The organism is Thermococcus sp. JCM 11816 (assembly GCF_055396515.1).
Genome location: NZ_AP043741.1, coordinates 89184 through 103649, shown reverse-complemented (window position 1 = coordinate 103649; position 14466 = coordinate 89184). Strand labels below are relative to the sequence as shown.

The window sequence follows — 14466 nt, the reverse complement described above, 5'->3', positions numbered from 1 at the left end:
AAATCACTCCGCCAGCCTCTTTCTCATGAACTCTTCGAACCTGTCCATTGCCTTCTCCAGTATCTCAACCGGCGGCAGGAAAACTATGCGGAAGTGCCAGTTTCCGGCCCTTCCAAAGCCCGAACCGTGGACGAAGAGGACGTGGGCCTCGTGGAGGACATCGAGGACGAACTCCTTGTCACTCTTCCACTTGGAGCGCTCGTCAATGCGTGGGAAGATGTAGAAGGCTCCCTGCGGCTTCTGGGTGCTAACTCCTGGTATCTCCGTCAGGCGCTTGTAGATGTAGTCCCTCCTCTCCTTGAGCTTCTTCATGTACTCTTCCAAGTAGTCCATCGGGCCAGTTAGACCCGCTATGGCCGCGAACTGGGCCGGAGTGCTCGGGCATATCCTTATGCGCATGAGCTTGTCAACGGCCTCCCTGACCTCGGCAAGCTTGTTTTCAGGGTCAACGTAGTAGAAGTAGCCCAGGCGCCAGCCAGTGGCGAAGTAGACCTTGGAGAGGCCGTTCATAACTATAACCGGGACGTCCTTTGTGAGCGAGCCGGGTGAGACGTGCTCCCCCTCGTAGGTCATGAGGTCGTAAATCTCGTCGCTGATGACGGGTATGTCGTACTCGCCGGCCAGATCAAGGATTTCTTTCACGGTCTTCTTCTCGTATAGCGCTCCGGTTGGGTTGTTAGGGTTGATAACGGCTATCGCTTTAGTCCTCTCGTTTATGCGCTTCCTCATGTCGTCAATGTCCGGCTGCCACCCGTTCTCCTCAATTGTATCGTACTCGTTGGGAATTCCGCCGTAGAACTTGACGAGGCCGGTGTAAGGCGGATAGCTTGGGCTTGGAACGAGGATGTTGTCTCCAGGGTCGAGAAGCGCGCCAAAGAGGAGCTGAAGTGCCTCGGTGACGGCAGTTGTGACGCGGACGTCATCGGGGGTGATGTCCACGCCGTTCTTCCTCTTCTCGCGCTGGACGACGGCCTCCCTCATCTCGGGGAGACCTTCACTCGGCCCGTAGTAGTTGTGACCCTCTTTTATGGCCCTACAGTAAGCCTCCTGCATGTGTTCCGGCGGCTGGAAGTCGTACTTCCCGGGGTCGCCTATGTTAAGTCTGATTACCTCGATGCCCTTTTTCTCAAGCTCCCTCGCCGGGAGGACGACATCCCTTATGGCGTACTCAACGCCCATAGCCCTTTCGGAAGGTTTGATCATGTGAATCACCACCCACCATTAAGACGTCCATCATAAAAACCTTGGCACGATTTTGGGTACTCTGGAATCGAACGTTTTTCAGGAAGGGTTTTAAAGTGTGGGCTGGACTTTCCATGGGCAATGACGAGTAGCAAGCATTCTGAACCCGGAGATGATGACGTGAACACCCTCCGAGCCCTTCGATAATTTTATTAATGGCAGTCAGTTTTTCAAGACCATGAACATCTTCGTATTTCTGCTTGGAGGTCTGTTAATTGGCTACATCCTGAGGAGAACAGGAAAAAGGGTGAAAGTTGACACGGCCATAAGCGTTGCTCTCCTCCTGATGATATTCTTCCTGGGAGTAAAAACTGGAACCGTTAAAGTCAGTGCCCTGTGGCTCCTCGTTTCTTCCATCGTATTCGCGGTTCTAACGATTCTCGGAAGTTTGGTGCTGGCTCTGGGGGTGAGAACTTGAGGTTTCTCTACCTTGTGCTCGGTTCTCTCATCCTCGGGCTGCTCGTCGGACATTTCTTCAGTCCGGATTTTGGAAACGCCTACGAGGTTATGCTCGATCTCCTTATACTCCTCATAGGAGTCGATCTGGGGATGAGCCTCAACGCAGAGGAGCTGAAAAAACTCGGAAAGAAGTCCCTCCTCCTGCCGACGGAGACACTTTTTGGATCTCTCCTTGGTGGGGCTGTTGGAGCGTTGGTGCTTGGAATAGACCTGAAGTGGGGACTCGCAATAGGTGCAGGGTGCGGGTGGTACTCAATAACCGGCCCGCTGATAGCCCAGTACTCGGCAATCTACGGTGCTATCGGGTTTTTGGGCAACCTGTTGAGGGAAATCCTGACGATAATCCTGTACCCTGTTGTCATAAAGTGGGTATCTCCAGAGAAGGCCGTTGTCATGGGCGGGGCAACGACCATGGACACAACCCTGCCGATAATAACAAAATTCGGGGGAAGGGAAACAGCCTTAGTTGCCTTCGTCCACGGCTTCATCCTTACGGCGGTGGTTCCGTTCGTGGTGTCGTTTATCCTGAGCCTCTGAAGCTCATTTCTCCTCCGAATACCTCTTCAACAGCCCGTCAACAACAACTTTGTGCTGCTCCTCGTTCTTCCTCGCGCTCTCCGCAAAGGCCTGTACGACCGGGTGAACCGCGTTCTGCTCAAGGATTCTGTAGTTCTCACTCATTTTCTCGCAGAGGGCCCTGAGCTTTTCTAGCTTGTTCCTTATCTCCCTGAGCTTCTCGGGTGGAAGCGCCACGTTATTTGGAAGGTTCTTGAGCAGCTCTTCGAGGGCGTCCTCAGGCGGGATTCTGCTTCCAAGGAGCCCGTAGGGGGCAACCTGAACAGCCGGAATTCCCGGTATCAGGACGAGACCGCTGGACACCTGGTTCCCCGGGGCAGTTTCGGGCGTCTCGGGCACGTCAACGTACCCGAACTCTTCGATCAGCTCTATGGCCTCTTTGTACGCCTTCTCGAGTGCCTCCGCGAGCCTCCTGTGGAGAATGGTGTCAACGGTCATCCTCAGAAGGAGGACTCTGAGGTCAGCGTACTCTGGACTCTTCAGGGTTTTGAGAAGGGCCTTGTATTCCTTTTCGGCCTTCTTTTCGACTTCTTTCACGTTTGTGACTGCCTCGGCGAGCTTCATGGTCTCACCTCCTTCGGCTCTCCAGGAGGTTTTAATAACATTTTGTATTTAAACTTTTCCCCGCGGAAAAACTTTTTTAAAGCCTTTCCCATACCGATGCCTGCAGGCGATCATGCCTCATGGCTCGGGGGTATCCGAAGACAAGTAGGAACCCACCGGGCCTCTCTCGGAGGTGAGAGGAATGAAGTACCCGAAGCAGATAAGGACGTACTGCCCGTTTTGTAAGAGACACACCATTCACAAGGTCGAGAAGGTCAAGAAGAGGCCGAGGAGCGAGCTGAGCGCGGGCCAGAGGAGGTTCAGGAGAAAGCTCAAGGGTTACACAGGTTTCCCGAGGCCGAACCCGGCTGGAAGGGAGAAGCCGGTCAAGAAGCTCGACCTCAGGTTCCGCTGCACCGTCTGCGGAAAGGCCCACACCAGGGGACAGGGCTTCCGTGTGAAGAAGTTCGAACTGGTGGAGGTGTGATGCGATGGCCCTCCCGAAGAACCTCATCCCGATGCCGAGGAGCAGGTTCCTCCGCGTTAAGTGCATTGACTGCGGCAACGAGCAGATAGTCTTCAGCCACCCGGCCACTCCCGTCAGGTGCCTGGTCTGCGGTGCCACCCTCGTCGAGCCGACCGGCGGAAAGGGCATCATCAAGGCCAAGGTTCTCGAGGTTCTTGAGTGATTCCTTTCCTTTTCACCAAACTTTTAAAACCTCTTCTCGTTAATCTTCTCGGAGAGAAAACTTTGAGGTGATTGAAATGCCAAGGAAGGCTAAAGAGTACCCAGAGGAAGGAGAGTTTGTGGTTGCAACCGTTAAGAACATTCACCCTTACGGAGCCTTTCTCACGCTTGACGAGTACCCTGGAAAGGAGGGCTTCATGCACATAAGCGAGGTCGCTCCCACATGGGTCAAGAACATAAGGGACTACCTCAAAGAGGGACAGAAGATAGTCGCCAAGGTCATCCGCGTTGACCCCGAGAAAGGACACATCGACCTGAGCCTAAAGAGGGTTAACCAGCAGCAGAGGAAGGCGAAGCTTCAGGAGTACAAGAGGGCTCAGAAGGCAGAGAACCTGCTCAAAATGGCTGCCGAAAAGCTCGGAAAGGACTTTGAAACGGCCTGGAGAGAGGTCTGGGTCCCGCTTGAGGAAGAGTACGGCGAGGTTTATGCTGCCTTTGAGGACGCGGCCCAGAACGGTATGGACGTCCTCAAGGGACTCATCAGCGACGAGTGGATTGAGGCTCTAAAGCCGATAATCGAGGCCTACGTCGAGATTCCGACGGTCACGATAGATGCGGAGTTTGAGATAACCGTTCCGAAGCCCAACGGCATCGAGATAATCAAGGAGGCGCTCATAAAGGCCCGCGACAGGGCAAACCAGGAGAAGGACATCGAGGTCAAGTTCTCCTACCAGGGCGCCCCGAGGTACAGGATCGACATCACCGCTCCAGACTACTACAAGGCCGAGGAGGTTCTGGAAGACATAGCCGAGGAGATCCTCCGCGTCATCAAGGAAGCGGGCGGAGAGGCGACGCTGATAAGGAAGGAGAAGAGGATTAAGAAAGTTAAGAAGAGGGGTTCCTGATGCACTTCAGGATAAGGAAGTGCCCCAACTGCGGGAGGTACACGCTGAAGGAAGTCTGCCCGGTCTGTGGAAGCGAGACCAAGGTAGCTCATCCCCCACGCTTCTCGCCGGAAGACCCGTACGGCGAGTACAGGCGGAGGCTCAAGCGTGAACTCCTCGGTATTGGTAGGAGGTCTTGAAGATGAAGGAAACGATGATTTACCTGCTTGAGAGGCCCCAGCTTAGAGATCCAGTCTTCATAGAGGGCCTTCCCGGGATAGGCCTCGTTGGAAAGCTCGCGGCTGACCACCTCATCCAGGAGCTTGAAGCAGTCAAGTTCGCCGAGCTATACTCACCCCACTTCATGCACCAGGTTCTCATCAAGAAGGGCTCGATAGTCGAGCTGATGAAGAACGAGTTCTACTACTGGGTTAACCCCGACGAGGACGGCAGAGACCTCATCATAATAACCGGCGACCAGCAGGTTCCACCAACAGACAGCCCCGGGCACTATGAGGTCGTTGGAAAGATGCTCGACCTCGTTCAGGAGCTCGGCGTCAGGGAAATAATAACCATGGGCGGCTACCAGGTGCCTGAGCTCCAGGGCGAACCGAGGGTTCTGGCGGCGGTAACTCATGAAGAGCTCGTCGAGTACTACAAGAAGAAGCTTGAGGGCTGTTCGGTCGAGGTCATCTGGAGAGAAGACGAAGGTGGAGCTATTGTTGGTGCCGCGGGTCTTCTCCTCGGCATGGGCAAGCTCCGCTCGATGTACGGGGTAAGCCTCCTCGGTGAGAGCCTCGGCTACATCGTCGATCCGAAGGCCGCCAAGGCAGTCCTGAGCGCAGTAACCAAGATACTCGGCATCGAGGTTGACATGACCGCCCTCGAAGAGCGCGCCAAGGAGACGGAGGAGATACTCCAGAAAGTTCAGGAGATGCAGAGGGCGATGCTGGAGCAGGGAATGCCCCAGTCAACGCAGGAAGAGGAGGACAGGGGCTACCTCTGAACTCCGCCTCTTCTGTTTTCCCAAATTCTTGCTTTTTCCTTGGTGTTTACACCAGTTTCAAACCTTTGGTTGGTAATACGCGGTTTTAAAAACGCTTTTATTTGATGCTACTTTTTTTGATAATGATAGCACGATTAGAATAGGAGGTGTCCCAGTTGCACATTCCTGACGGACTGTTAAGCACGCCCGTGATAGTGGTGACGTACGCGATAACGATACTGGCTGTTGCGTACTCTTCCAGAAAGCTGAAGGAAATGCCAGAAGAGAAAATCCCGCTCCTCGGGCTCTTCGCGGCTGGAATATTCGCGGCGCAGATGGTTAACTTCCCGATAATCGGCGGGGTCAGCGGACATCTGCTCGGTGCAACGCTGGTGGCGGTTCTCCTCGGCCCCTACGCGGCAGTGATTGTCATGACATCAGTCCTCCTCATCCAGACTCTCCTCTTCGGCGACGGCGGAATAACCGCGATAGGTGCCAACATCCTCAACATGGGACTCATCGGGGCCTTCATCGGCTACTGGGTTTACAGCAGGCTCAAGAGCATCCACGAGGGCTTTGCGATGGGACTCGCCGCCTGGCTCTCCGTTGTGCTCGGTGCGGCGCTGGCGTCGGTCGAAATAGGCCTCAGCCACAGCCTGCCCTTCACAAAGGTTCTCTCCCTGATGGTCGGCTACCACGCCCTCATCGGAATTGGTGAGGCAGCCCTCACCACCCTGATAGTTTACAGTGTCAGGGCGAGGCTTCCCGAGATAGAGGGGGTGCCGGCATGAGGGCAGTTGTGAAGGGTCTCCTGATAATAGCCGTCGTGCTGGCCATTGTCTTGCCCCTGGCATCAAGCAATCCCGACGGCCTTGAGGCGACGATGGAGAAGGTCAGACTCGAAGAAAAGCCTGTTTATGAGGCACCGCTTGACTACGGCGAAACGTGGGGGCAGAGCTTCGCGATGGGACTCCTCGGAATAGCCCTAACCTTTGGAGTGGCCTACACGCTGAGCAGAGCCCTGAAGGGTGTCTGAGGTGTACCTGCCCTTTATTTTTCTCTACGCTTTTGGGGTCGTGACGAGGAAGAGCCTGGGCGAGTTAGTCTACTTCTTCCTGCTTTTCGCGGCGGTCGTCGTAGCATTCCGCCCGGAGAAAAGCACCCTCAAAAAGCTCACTTTCCTCCTCGGCTTTGAGGGATTTCTTTTCCTTCTCGCGCTCTTCAATCCTGGAGAGGCCATTTTTAGCACTCCATTTGGGGATGTGACGAGAGAGGGAGTGAGCTTGTTCTTCCTCCTTCTGGGGAAGGCCTTCCTCTCGGCTGGTACAGCTCTGATCGTCGTTGAATCGGCGGGTTTTACGAGGATTCTAGCCGAAATGGAGGCCCTGAGGGTTCCAAGGGTTCTCATCCTCACACTCGCCTTCACCTACCGCTACATTGACCTCTTCGTTGAGGAAACTACCAGGATGAAGCGGGCCCTCGATTCCAGAGCCTTCGGTGTGGGAAGGGCCGAATACTACAGGAAGCTCGCTTCCCTCTTTGGAGAGGTCTTCGTGAGGGCCTACCTGAGGAGTGGAAGGGTTTACAGGGCGATGCTCGCGAGGGGCTTTGGAGAGTTTCCGGTTTTTGAGGAGCCGAGGCCAACACCCGGAACGGTCGTCCTGATGGCACTCGCCGCAGGGGGACTGATACTGTGATTGATATCAAAGGCCTTCACTTCTCATACGGCGGGAGAGAAGTCCTGAGGGATGTGAACCTGAGGATCAAGAAAGGCGAAGCCTTTGGCCTCCTTGGGCCGAACGGGGCAGGGAAGAGCACCCTCATCCTGCACCTCAACGGACTGCTAAAGCCGAAGAAGGGTGAAGTGATTATAAACGGGATTAACCCTGCTAAAAAGCCCAGGGAAGCGAGAAAGACCGTTGGACTCGTCTTCCAGGATCCAAACGACCAGCTCTTCTCTCCGACAGTGTTCGAGGACGTTGCCTTCGGCCCATACAACCTCGGCCTGAGGGGCGAAGAACTCAGAAAGCGTGTTGAATGGGCTCTCGCAAGGGTTGGGATGCTCGACTACATTGACAGGGAAACGAAGGCGCTGAGCTTCGGCGAAAAGAAGAGGATAGCTATAGCGACGGTTTTGGCTATGGAGCCTGAAGTAATCGTCTTTGACGAGCCCTTCGCGAACCTCGACTTTAGGGGCAAGAAGGCAGTCAGGGAGATCATACTTGGGCTGAAACGGGAGGGGAAGACAGTCATCCTCGCAAGCCACGAGGCAGAATACCTCTTCCTCTGCGACAGGATAGCGCTGATGGACGGGGGTAAAATCGTGAAAGTTGGTTCTCCTGAAGAAGTGCTCGGAAACCCTGAACTTCTTAGGGGGCACAACCTCGACGTGCCGCCGCTCGTGGAGCTTTTCCTGAGGCTCGGCCTGAAGGTTCCGCGGAGCGTGGAAGAAGGGGTTAAGCTGCTGAAAATGTGGAAGGTCTCCGACTTGGATTGACATTTTGCTGTGAACCAACTCCTTTCTTATCCTTATTAATAGCCAAAAACTTTAAAAATACTTTTGACTTTAATTATTTTGGTGACTTTTAATGAGAAGGATTTTAAAAATGCTTAGCGTACTAATACTGACAGCACTCCTGATAGGAACAACTGTATCAGCGGAATGGGTGCCACCTGAAGGAGGAATGAGAATAATATTGACTGACGAGAACGGAAAGATGCTGAGGGGCTTTTCAGGAGACTACGAAATCCAGGTTCAAATTGACGTTGCCACGCCCTCCGGCATTAAGACCCTCGGCCACTACCGGATCAAGCGCTCTGGGTTCTGGAAGTTCGACACGACGAGGAGTGTCTTGAAAGTTGAGGACATCCGGAAGTTCCTATCGAGCATAAGCGAGGAGAAGCGCTACGGAATCAGGGTCTCGGTATGGGTGATAGACAGAGAAAACGGCCAGCTCTACAGGGGGATCGGCTCGGACTTCCTCTCGGCGGAAGACCTGAGGGGAGCTACCAAGAGGGTATCGGTTGAGCTCCTCGAAAAAGAACCTCTCCCAAAACCTGCTCGCGAAAGGTGGTACTACTACGAGTGGAGGCCCGCAGATGACTCCTGGGAAGCAGAAGAATACGTAAAGGTTCCCATCCTCATCATTGACAACAGGAACGGAAAGGGGGAGCTCCAGGGGTCCGTGTCTCTGGAAGCATCGTACAAGACGGAGTTCTCAGCGACCATCGCCTACGGGATTGACCTTGAGAAAAAGTTCAGAAGTGGAGACCCAGTAAATGTGCTATCATCTTCAGTAGACATATACGGAAAGAGGTGGGTTCCTGTTGAGGGCAACTATTACTTTGGAGATATAGTAGACGTTCCCAAGGGAAGGATGGGTTATATCTACATCTGGGCCAAACCCTACTACAGACACGAAAAGGAGTACCTCTGCGAGGGAGCAAAATGCAGTGAAACCGGTAGGGAGAGGATAGACGTCGGTATCTACGATGTGAAAGCTAGTAAGGGAGTTCATGGATACATAATAGATGGCGGTGCATCTATTGGAAGTCCCGGTTTCGACTGGACATTCTTCAAATTTACCAAGGAGGGCATATTACATCCACTCGAGGAGAACAAAGGAATAACTCTGAAATACCTTTTGAAGGGCACCAGTGGGGACTGCGGCGTCAAATTTGGTATAGGAATTCCTGTAGGAGCCATTGCCGTTGCGTTCGGAGCACCAGCTCCCGTCGCGGGCCTCACAGCTTCACTCCAGTACGAGAATGCAGGAAGCATCTCCATAGATGGCACAATAAAAGAAAATGGGCCTACAATAACGATCAACGCCACAAAAAGCTCCCAGAAGTACAAGTTCAAGACGGGATGGTTCAGCTCATGCTCAGCGGAAATTCCGATGGGATTCTACATAAAGAGCGGCTGAAAGCTTTTAATTTTCTTTTTTTTTTTGCTGGCGGAAGGAAAAATATAGAGGATGGGAGCTTCAGCCCTTAAGCGCTTCTTCAAGCAACTTAATCCCAAGCTCAAGGTACTCCCTTGCCTTTTCCTCGCTCTTGGCCTCGCTGAAGATTCTGATTATCGGCTCGGTTCCGCTTGCCCTCACGAGAACCCAGCCGTCGTCGAAGATTATCTTAGTCCCGTCGGTGGTGTCTATCTTGTAGCCCTTCTCCTTGGCGAGTTCGGCCACTTTGGCAACTATAGCCTTCCTGTCACCCTCAACGTGCCTCTTCGTCTTGAACTGGTAGTACTTCGGCAGCTCGTCTATCAGCTCGCTGAACTTCTTGCCGCTTTTGGCGAATATCTCAACTATCTTAGCTGTGGTCATCGCCCCGTCTCTGCCGAGCACGAAGTCAGGGAAGATAACGCCGCCGTTCTCCTCGCCGCCTATGGTGCCGTTGTTTTCGAGAAGAGCCCTGGCAACGATTAAATCACCCACCTTCGTTCTCATAACTTTGGCTCCGTTCCTCTTCGCTATGTCGTCGAGGAGGTTGGAAGTCGCTATCGTGGTGACAAGAAGACCACCGCCCTTCTCCCTAAGGACTGCGTCGGCAACGAGTGCAAAGGTCTTATCACCCTGGATGAATCTTCCGTTCTCGTCGATGAAAACCGCCCTGTCGGCGTCCCCATCCTGGGCAACGCCGAAGTCAGCTCCAAGAGCTTTAACGATCTCCATGAAACCCTTGAGGTTCTCCTCGTTCGGTTCGGGATTCCTGGCAGGGAAGTGGCCGTCTGGATGAGCGTTGACAGAAACAACCTTACAGCCGAGCTCGCGGAGCAAATAAGGCAAGGTCAGGCTTCCAGCACCGTTTGAGGTGTCAACGACGACGAAGGGTCTCCTCTTCCTTATCGCCTCCACATCTACCCTGTTCTTTATCGCCTCGACGTAGGGCTTGATTATGTCCTCCTTCCTCAGCTCACCAATCTCGTCCCATTTAGCCCTGTGGAAGTCCTCACTGAAGAACAGCTCCTCAACGATTGCTTCCCTTTCCTTCTTCAGGCCCATGCCGTTTGGTTCAAGGAGCTTTATGCCGTTGTACTCGGGCGGGTTGTGGGAGGCGGTTATAACCGCTCCACCGTCGGCATTGAAGTGATTGGTGGCCCACTGGATTGCAGGGGTTGGAGCTATCCCAACGTCTATGACGTCGCAACCGGTACTCAAAAGTCCGCTGATGAGGGCGTCCTTGAGCATCTCACCGCTCACCCTCGTATCCCTGCCGACAACGACGAGCGGCCTTTCTCTACCTTCCCTCTTAAGGAGTGTTCCAAAGGCCATGCCGATTTTAAGGGCGAACTCTGGGGTTATCTCCTCGTTCGCTATCCCCCTAACGCCAAACGTTCCAAAGAGCTTTCCCATTGCAACCACCCCTATCACTGAGAGTGATAAATAAATTAAAAGGTTAATCCCTTCCAAAGTCGTCGACGAAGCGGACTATATCGTCCTCGCCAAGGTATTCCCCAATCTGAGTCTCTATAACCTCTAGAACGACCTTTCCAGGGTTTTCAAGGCGGTGTTTGACTCCAGCTGGGATAAAGGTGCTCTCGCCGGGGCGGAGGAGAAGCTCCCTATCACCGACGATTACTTTGGCAGTTCCCCTAACGACGACCCAGTGCTCGCTCCTGTGGTAGTGCATCTGAAGGGAAAGCTTCTTGCCCGGCAGAACCGTTAGGCGCTTTATCTTGTAGCGGTCGCCCTCTTCAAGAACCGTGTAGCTTCCCCAAGGCCTGTAGGCGGTTCTATGCACGATAGCCCTCTCGTCGTTCATCTCTCTGAGTGCCTTGTAGATCTCTTTGACCTTCTGCGTCTCCCCCCTGTGGGCGACGAGAAGGGCATCGCCAGTGTCTATAATAACAAGGTCGCTGACGCCGACCGTTGCGGTGAGCCTCTCAGTCATTATCAGATTGTTCTTCGAGTTCACGCCGATGTGGTAGCCCTTCTTACCACGAATTTGGACTGCGTTTCCAGCATCGTCCTTTTCAAGGACTTCGTAAATCGCGTCGAAGCTTCCAAGGTCGCTCCACTTAACGTTGAGCGGCACGACCGCTGCCTTCTCAGTCTTCTCCATTACACCGTAGTCTATGCTTATCTCTGGGGCTTTCTCGTAAGCCTTCTCTATGCTCGAACTGGATTCAAATGCCTCCAAGACTTCAGGCGCGTGCTTTTCCACCTCCTCAAGGAAGAGGGACGTCGAGAACGCGAACATGCCGCTGTTCCAGTAGTATCCACTTTCCACGTACCTCTTGGCAGTTTCGAGGTCTGGCTTCTCCTTGAACTCGTCAACCCTATAGCCGAGGAACCTTCCGCCTTCTTCGATTCTCTCGCCGGGCTTTATGTAGCCGTAGCCCGTGTGGGGTCTGTTGGGCTTTATTCCAAACGTCACCAGGAACTTATCAGCAAGCCTCTCAGCGTTCTCGAAGGCTCTTTCGTAGGCTTCACCTGTCTCTATCAGGTGGTCGCTCGGAAGAACGGCAACCTTTGAAGGTCCAAACTTCTCCTCAATCTTAAGAACCGCCCAGACTATAGCGGGGAGGGTGTTTTTACCGATGGGTTCAAGCAGAATGTTGTCCGCGGGCAACTCTATCCCAATCTCCCTGAGGTCGTCCATAACCCTGAAGCGGTAGTCCTTGTTGGTCACAACGAATATCTCCGATGGCTTTGAGAAAAGCAGTGCCCTCTCAACTGTTTTTTGGAAGAGGCTCTCATCGTCGAGGAAGCGGACGAACTGCTTCGGCATCAGCTCCCTGCTGAGCGGCCAGAGCCTCGTCCCCTTCCCACCCGCGAGGAGTACAGTCTTCATGATTCCCACCGGAGCAAGTTGACAGCACTTCTTATAACTCTTAAGGATAAAGAAAGGGGTTAACGAAGAGCGAACTCGCCCACAAATGCCGAGCTTGAGATGGTGTCCCCTATTCCAACGGTGCTCTTCGGCTTGGCGACGATCTTCGTCGGAATGAATGCAAGCTGGTAGCCGTTAACCTCCGCAATACCGTTCTCCATGCCGTACTCTTTAGTGAGGGCCTCTTCAACGCCCTTTGCCTTCTCGTTCACAGGGACGTCCATCGCCTTCACGACGTCGTCTATGTTCCTGACGTCGCCCAGTTTGGCCTTCGCAGCCGCCGCTAAGGCCGCGAACAGGAGAGCGTCCCTCACGAACTCGCCGCGGTAGTCGGTTAAAGCCAGGTAGTATCCGTAGGTGTGGAAGTGTATCCTCCTTACTCCCGTCTTCTCGGCGAGCTTAAGCATAGCCTCCGTGACCGCTATCGGGTCAACAGGGTCATGGGCAAGGAGCTTTTCAGCGAGGGTCTTTTCACCCATCACGTCCATTATCGAGGCCAGCTCGACCTCGTTCAGGCCAACGCTCCAGAACTTGCCGAGAACTCCAAGGATTTCCTTTCTCACGGTCTCGTCGGGAGTGAAGGCGAACTCGAGGTGGGCGGGAATGCCCTTCCCCTCGAGGACGTCAAGGTGCTCCTTTATCGTCTCGAAGGGCTCGCGGTAGTTCCCTTCAGTTAGGGCCTGAAGTCCGCTTATTATCGCCAGCTCGGTCTTTTCAGCTATCTCCCCAAAATGCTCCTCAAACTCTGGCCTTATAACAACGTTGGTGTTGTAGTCGTCGGCAGAGCCTATGAATCTGTTCTCCCTCGGCGCCTCGAAGTCAAAAACTCTGAACCCGCGGGGGAACTCGTAGATGTAGTGGATGCAGTTCTCCTCGTCGGCCTTAAACTCCTTCGGGTGGACGAGTTTAAGCTTCCCGCCCTCAACCTTCGGCACGTAAATCGGCCCATCCTTGAAGAGTTCTGCCTGAAGGCGTGAGAGCTGTGGAACGTGGGCTATGACAGGGACACCGTAAACACCACCGAGGAGGTTCGCCATTATCCCCACCTGGCCGCCCATCCTCAGCTCGTCCCAGCCCCAGCGCTTCATGTAAAAGCGCGTTGAACAGCTCTCAACGAAGAGCTCAGCAGCTTTGCCCCTCCTGATGCTCCAGAGAATTGAGCCTAGAAGTTGAGGAACGCTCTCTATCCTCTTGGGGAGCTTCTCTGAATAAGGAAGGACTTCTTCTCTGCCAGCTGCTCCGATCCTCCTCTCAAGGTCTTCGCTCTTGAGGTACTTTATTGCGTCGATGTTGGTGTTGTACGCCAGAAGTACGTTTCCAACCTTGCCTATGTTGTCGCGAATCCTCTCAAATGCAGAAGCGTAAAGCCCATCCCAGTCCACATGTATCACCAAGAGTGAAAAAAGAGATAGGACTAATAAGGGTTTCGGGCTACTCCTTCCAGCGTGGGTTGTCGACGACCTTGACTTCCCCGTCTTCCTCAATGACTATCTTCGAGAAGCCCTTCTCCTTAATCGAGCCGTAGTCGTGGCCGGCGTCAGCCGGGTATATCGCAAGGAAGATGAAGGGCTCGTTTCCGGTGTTCACAGTCCTGTGCGCCCAGTAGGGCGGGACGTAGACCACGGTTCCGGGCCCCATCGGAATCCATTCCGCTTCGCCTTCAGGCGTCTGGAGGAGCATTCCTCCCTTCCCTTTGATGCCGTAGTATATCTCGGCCCTGTCGGGCTTGGCGTGGAAGTGGCCCTTTGTGAAGAAGAACTCCTTACCGACCTTACCCGGATAAAGAACCGTGGTGGCGAAGTTGAGGTCGCCCTCCTTCTCCTCCTGCTCTATTGCGTAGACCTCATAGACAACCGGGTCTTCCTTGAGGAGCTCGTTGTAGGCCTCTTCATCAAGGAAATAGCCCTTGAGGTCGCTGAGCCTCCTGACGAGCTTTTTAGCGCCGGGAATCACTCCGGTCTCAAGGTCAATATCAAGACCAATAGGGCGCTTGTACTCCATGGTATCACCGTTAAAAAAAGGGAGTGTGGGTATTTAACCTTTAGCCTCTTTATCACCCTGAGTGATATCACTCTGCAGGCCTGACCTCGATCTTCTTGCCGATGACGAGCTCGGCGGCCTTCACAGCGGCACCGCCGCTCCCGACGGCAATCCTGACTTTATCAGCGGGAACGTAGACAACTATCTTGTCGTCGGCCTCTTCGATCCTGATTATCTCCACGTTGAGCATCTTCTCAAGCCTCTCCTTCATG

At 53.8% G+C, this 14466-nt stretch carries 19 protein-coding genes; 12 read left to right on the top strand and 7 right to left on the bottom strand.

Annotated features, from left to right (window positions below; all coding sequences use genetic code 11):
* Positions 1-3: 3 nt before the first annotated feature.
* On the bottom strand, positions 4-1203 hold the full coding sequence (locus ACZ5TN_RS00620; RefSeq protein ID WP_464917418.1) for an aminotransferase class I/II-fold pyridoxal phosphate-dependent enzyme: 1200 nt from the start codon (positions 1201-1203) through the stop codon (positions 4-6).
* 217 nt (positions 1204-1420) lie between these two features.
* Here ACZ5TN_RS00620 and ACZ5TN_RS00615 point away from each other — a divergent pair, with 217 nt between their 5' ends.
* Positions 1421-1660, top strand: a complete 240-nt coding sequence (locus ACZ5TN_RS00615; protein ID WP_054840044.1) for a hypothetical protein — start codon at positions 1421-1423, stop codon at positions 1658-1660.
* Positions 1657-2238: a LysO family transporter gene (locus ACZ5TN_RS00610; RefSeq protein WP_464916849.1), complete on the top strand. Its 582-nt coding sequence runs from the start codon at positions 1657-1659 to the stop codon at positions 2236-2238. Before ACZ5TN_RS00615 ends, ACZ5TN_RS00610 begins: the two co-directional genes overlap by 4 nt.
* Positions 2239-2241: 3 nt before the next feature.
* On the opposite strand, the gene ACZ5TN_RS00605 is transcribed toward ACZ5TN_RS00610, so the two are convergent.
* On the bottom strand, positions 2242-2841 hold the full coding sequence (locus ACZ5TN_RS00605; protein ID WP_464916848.1) for a hypothetical protein: 600 nt from the start codon (positions 2839-2841) through the stop codon (positions 2242-2244).
* A gap of 181 nt (positions 2842-3022) precedes the next feature.
* Between ACZ5TN_RS00605 and ACZ5TN_RS00600 the strand changes: the two genes are divergently transcribed.
* The 10 genes from ACZ5TN_RS00600 to ACZ5TN_RS00555 all read left to right on the top strand — a co-directional run bounded on the left by ACZ5TN_RS00600 (position 3023) and on the right by ACZ5TN_RS00555 (position 9303).
* Positions 3023-3307 carry a 50S ribosomal protein L44e gene (locus ACZ5TN_RS00600; RefSeq protein ID WP_011250049.1) on the top strand — a complete coding sequence of 95 codons (285 nt, stop codon included), beginning with the start codon at positions 3023-3025 and terminating at the stop codon, positions 3305-3307.
* 4 nt (positions 3308-3311) lie between these two features.
* Positions 3312-3509 (top strand): 30S ribosomal protein S27e, encoded by a 198-nt coding sequence (locus tag ACZ5TN_RS00595; RefSeq protein ID WP_011250050.1) that lies wholly within the window; start codon positions 3312-3314, stop codon positions 3507-3509.
* A 76-nt stretch (positions 3510-3585) separates the two neighbouring features.
* Positions 3586-4413 carry a translation initiation factor IF-2 subunit alpha gene (locus tag ACZ5TN_RS00590; protein ID WP_011250051.1) on the top strand — a complete coding sequence of 276 codons (828 nt, stop codon included), beginning with the start codon at positions 3586-3588 and terminating at the stop codon, positions 4411-4413.
* A complete protein-coding gene (locus ACZ5TN_RS00585; RefSeq protein WP_011250052.1) occupies positions 4413-4592 on the top strand; it encodes an RNA-protein complex protein Nop10 in 180 nt (59 codons plus the stop codon). Before ACZ5TN_RS00590 ends, ACZ5TN_RS00585 begins: the two co-directional genes overlap by 1 nt.
* 2 nt (positions 4593-4594) lie before the next feature.
* Positions 4595-5398 (top strand): proteasome assembly chaperone family protein, encoded by an 804-nt coding sequence (locus ACZ5TN_RS00580; protein WP_011250053.1) that lies wholly within the window; start codon positions 4595-4597, stop codon positions 5396-5398.
* Between the two features lie 155 nt (positions 5399-5553).
* Positions 5554-6168 (top strand): energy-coupling factor ABC transporter permease, encoded by a 615-nt coding sequence (locus tag ACZ5TN_RS00575; protein ID WP_464916847.1) that lies wholly within the window; start codon positions 5554-5556, stop codon positions 6166-6168.
* The gene (locus ACZ5TN_RS00570; protein WP_464916846.1) at positions 6165-6413 is read left to right on the top strand and encodes a PDGLE domain-containing protein; all 249 of its coding nucleotides are present in this window, start codon (positions 6165-6167) and stop codon (positions 6411-6413) included. Before ACZ5TN_RS00575 ends, ACZ5TN_RS00570 begins: the two co-directional genes overlap by 4 nt.
* A 1-nt stretch (position 6414) precedes the next feature.
* Positions 6415-7074 (top strand): energy-coupling factor transporter transmembrane component T family protein, encoded by a 660-nt coding sequence (locus ACZ5TN_RS00565; protein WP_464916845.1) that lies wholly within the window; start codon positions 6415-6417, stop codon positions 7072-7074.
* Positions 7071-7874 carry an energy-coupling factor ABC transporter ATP-binding protein gene (locus ACZ5TN_RS00560; RefSeq protein ID WP_464916844.1) on the top strand — a complete coding sequence of 268 codons (804 nt, stop codon included), beginning with the start codon at positions 7071-7073 and terminating at the stop codon, positions 7872-7874. Before ACZ5TN_RS00565 ends, ACZ5TN_RS00560 begins: the two co-directional genes overlap by 4 nt.
* 109 nt (positions 7875-7983) lie before the next feature.
* On the top strand, positions 7984-9303 hold the full coding sequence (locus ACZ5TN_RS00555) for a hypothetical protein (protein ID WP_464916843.1): 1320 nt from the start codon (positions 7984-7986) through the stop codon (positions 9301-9303).
* A gap of 60 nt (positions 9304-9363) precedes the next feature.
* Here the strand turns inward: ACZ5TN_RS00555 and glmM are convergent, their stop codons facing one another.
* The 5 genes from glmM to ACZ5TN_RS00530 all read right to left on the bottom strand — a co-directional run bounded on the left by glmM (position 9364) and on the right by ACZ5TN_RS00530 (position 14465).
* Complete coding sequence (gene glmM / locus ACZ5TN_RS00550) at positions 9364-10734, bottom strand: phosphoglucosamine mutase (RefSeq protein WP_464917417.1); 1371 nt, start codon at positions 10732-10734, stop codon at positions 9364-9366.
* A gap of 43 nt (positions 10735-10777) precedes the next feature.
* Entirely contained in the window at positions 10778-12175 is a 1398-nt protein-coding gene (locus ACZ5TN_RS00545; RefSeq protein ID WP_464917416.1) for a mannose-1-phosphate guanylyltransferase/mannose-6-phosphate isomerase, read from the bottom strand.
* Positions 12176-12234: 59 nt separating this feature from the next.
* On the bottom strand, positions 12235-13596 hold the full coding sequence (locus ACZ5TN_RS00540) for an ADP-specific glucokinase (protein WP_464917415.1): 1362 nt from the start codon (positions 13594-13596) through the stop codon (positions 12235-12237).
* A 49-nt stretch (positions 13597-13645) separates the two neighbouring features.
* The gene (pgiA, locus tag ACZ5TN_RS00535; protein ID WP_011250062.1) at positions 13646-14215 is read right to left on the bottom strand and encodes a glucose-6-phosphate isomerase; all 570 of its coding nucleotides are present in this window, start codon (positions 14213-14215) and stop codon (positions 13646-13648) included.
* Positions 14216-14282: 67 nt separating this feature from the next.
* Complete coding sequence (locus tag ACZ5TN_RS00530; protein WP_011250063.1) at positions 14283-14465, bottom strand: KH domain-containing protein; 183 nt, start codon at positions 14463-14465, stop codon at positions 14283-14285.
* Position 14466 lies beyond the last annotated feature (1 nt).

Excerpts from the sequence above, each read along its gene's own strand:
- ACZ5TN_RS00620 (WP_464917418.1), bottom strand. The coding sequence starts at position 1,203 with ATGATCAAACCTTCCGAAAGGGCTATGGGCGTTGAGTACGCCATAAGG.
- ACZ5TN_RS00615 (WP_054840044.1), top strand. The coding sequence starts at position 1,421 with ATGAACATCTTCGTATTTCTGCTTGGAGGTCTGTTAATTGGCTACATC.
- ACZ5TN_RS00605 (WP_464916848.1), bottom strand. The coding sequence starts at position 2,841 with ATGAAGCTCGCCGAGGCAGTCACAAACGTGAAAGAAGTCGAAAAGAAG.
- ACZ5TN_RS00600 (WP_011250049.1), top strand. The coding sequence starts at position 3,023 with ATGAAGTACCCGAAGCAGATAAGGACGTACTGCCCGTTTTGTAAGAGA.
- ACZ5TN_RS00595 (WP_011250050.1), top strand. The coding sequence starts at position 3,312 with ATGGCCCTCCCGAAGAACCTCATCCCGATGCCGAGGAGCAGGTTCCTC.
- ACZ5TN_RS00590 (WP_011250051.1), top strand. The coding sequence starts at position 3,586 with ATGCCAAGGAAGGCTAAAGAGTACCCAGAGGAAGGAGAGTTTGTGGTT.
- ACZ5TN_RS00585 (WP_011250052.1), top strand. The coding sequence starts at position 4,413 with ATGCACTTCAGGATAAGGAAGTGCCCCAACTGCGGGAGGTACACGCTG.
- ACZ5TN_RS00580 (WP_011250053.1), top strand. The coding sequence starts at position 4,595 with ATGAAGGAAACGATGATTTACCTGCTTGAGAGGCCCCAGCTTAGAGAT.
- ACZ5TN_RS00570 (WP_464916846.1), top strand. The coding sequence starts at position 6,165 with ATGAGGGCAGTTGTGAAGGGTCTCCTGATAATAGCCGTCGTGCTGGCC.
- ACZ5TN_RS00555 (WP_464916843.1), top strand. The coding sequence starts at position 7,984 with ATGCTTAGCGTACTAATACTGACAGCACTCCTGATAGGAACAACTGTA.
- glmM (WP_464917417.1), bottom strand. The coding sequence starts at position 10,734 with ATGGGAAAGCTCTTTGGAACGTTTGGCGTTAGGGGGATAGCGAACGAG.
- ACZ5TN_RS00545 (WP_464917416.1), bottom strand. The coding sequence starts at position 12,175 with ATGAAGACTGTACTCCTCGCGGGTGGGAAGGGGACGAGGCTCTGGCCG.
- pgiA (WP_011250062.1), bottom strand. The coding sequence starts at position 14,215 with ATGGAGTACAAGCGCCCTATTGGTCTTGATATTGACCTTGAGACCGGA.
- ACZ5TN_RS00530 (WP_011250063.1), bottom strand. The coding sequence starts at position 14,465 with ATGAAGGAGAGGCTTGAGAAGATGCTCAACGTGGAGATAATCAGGATC.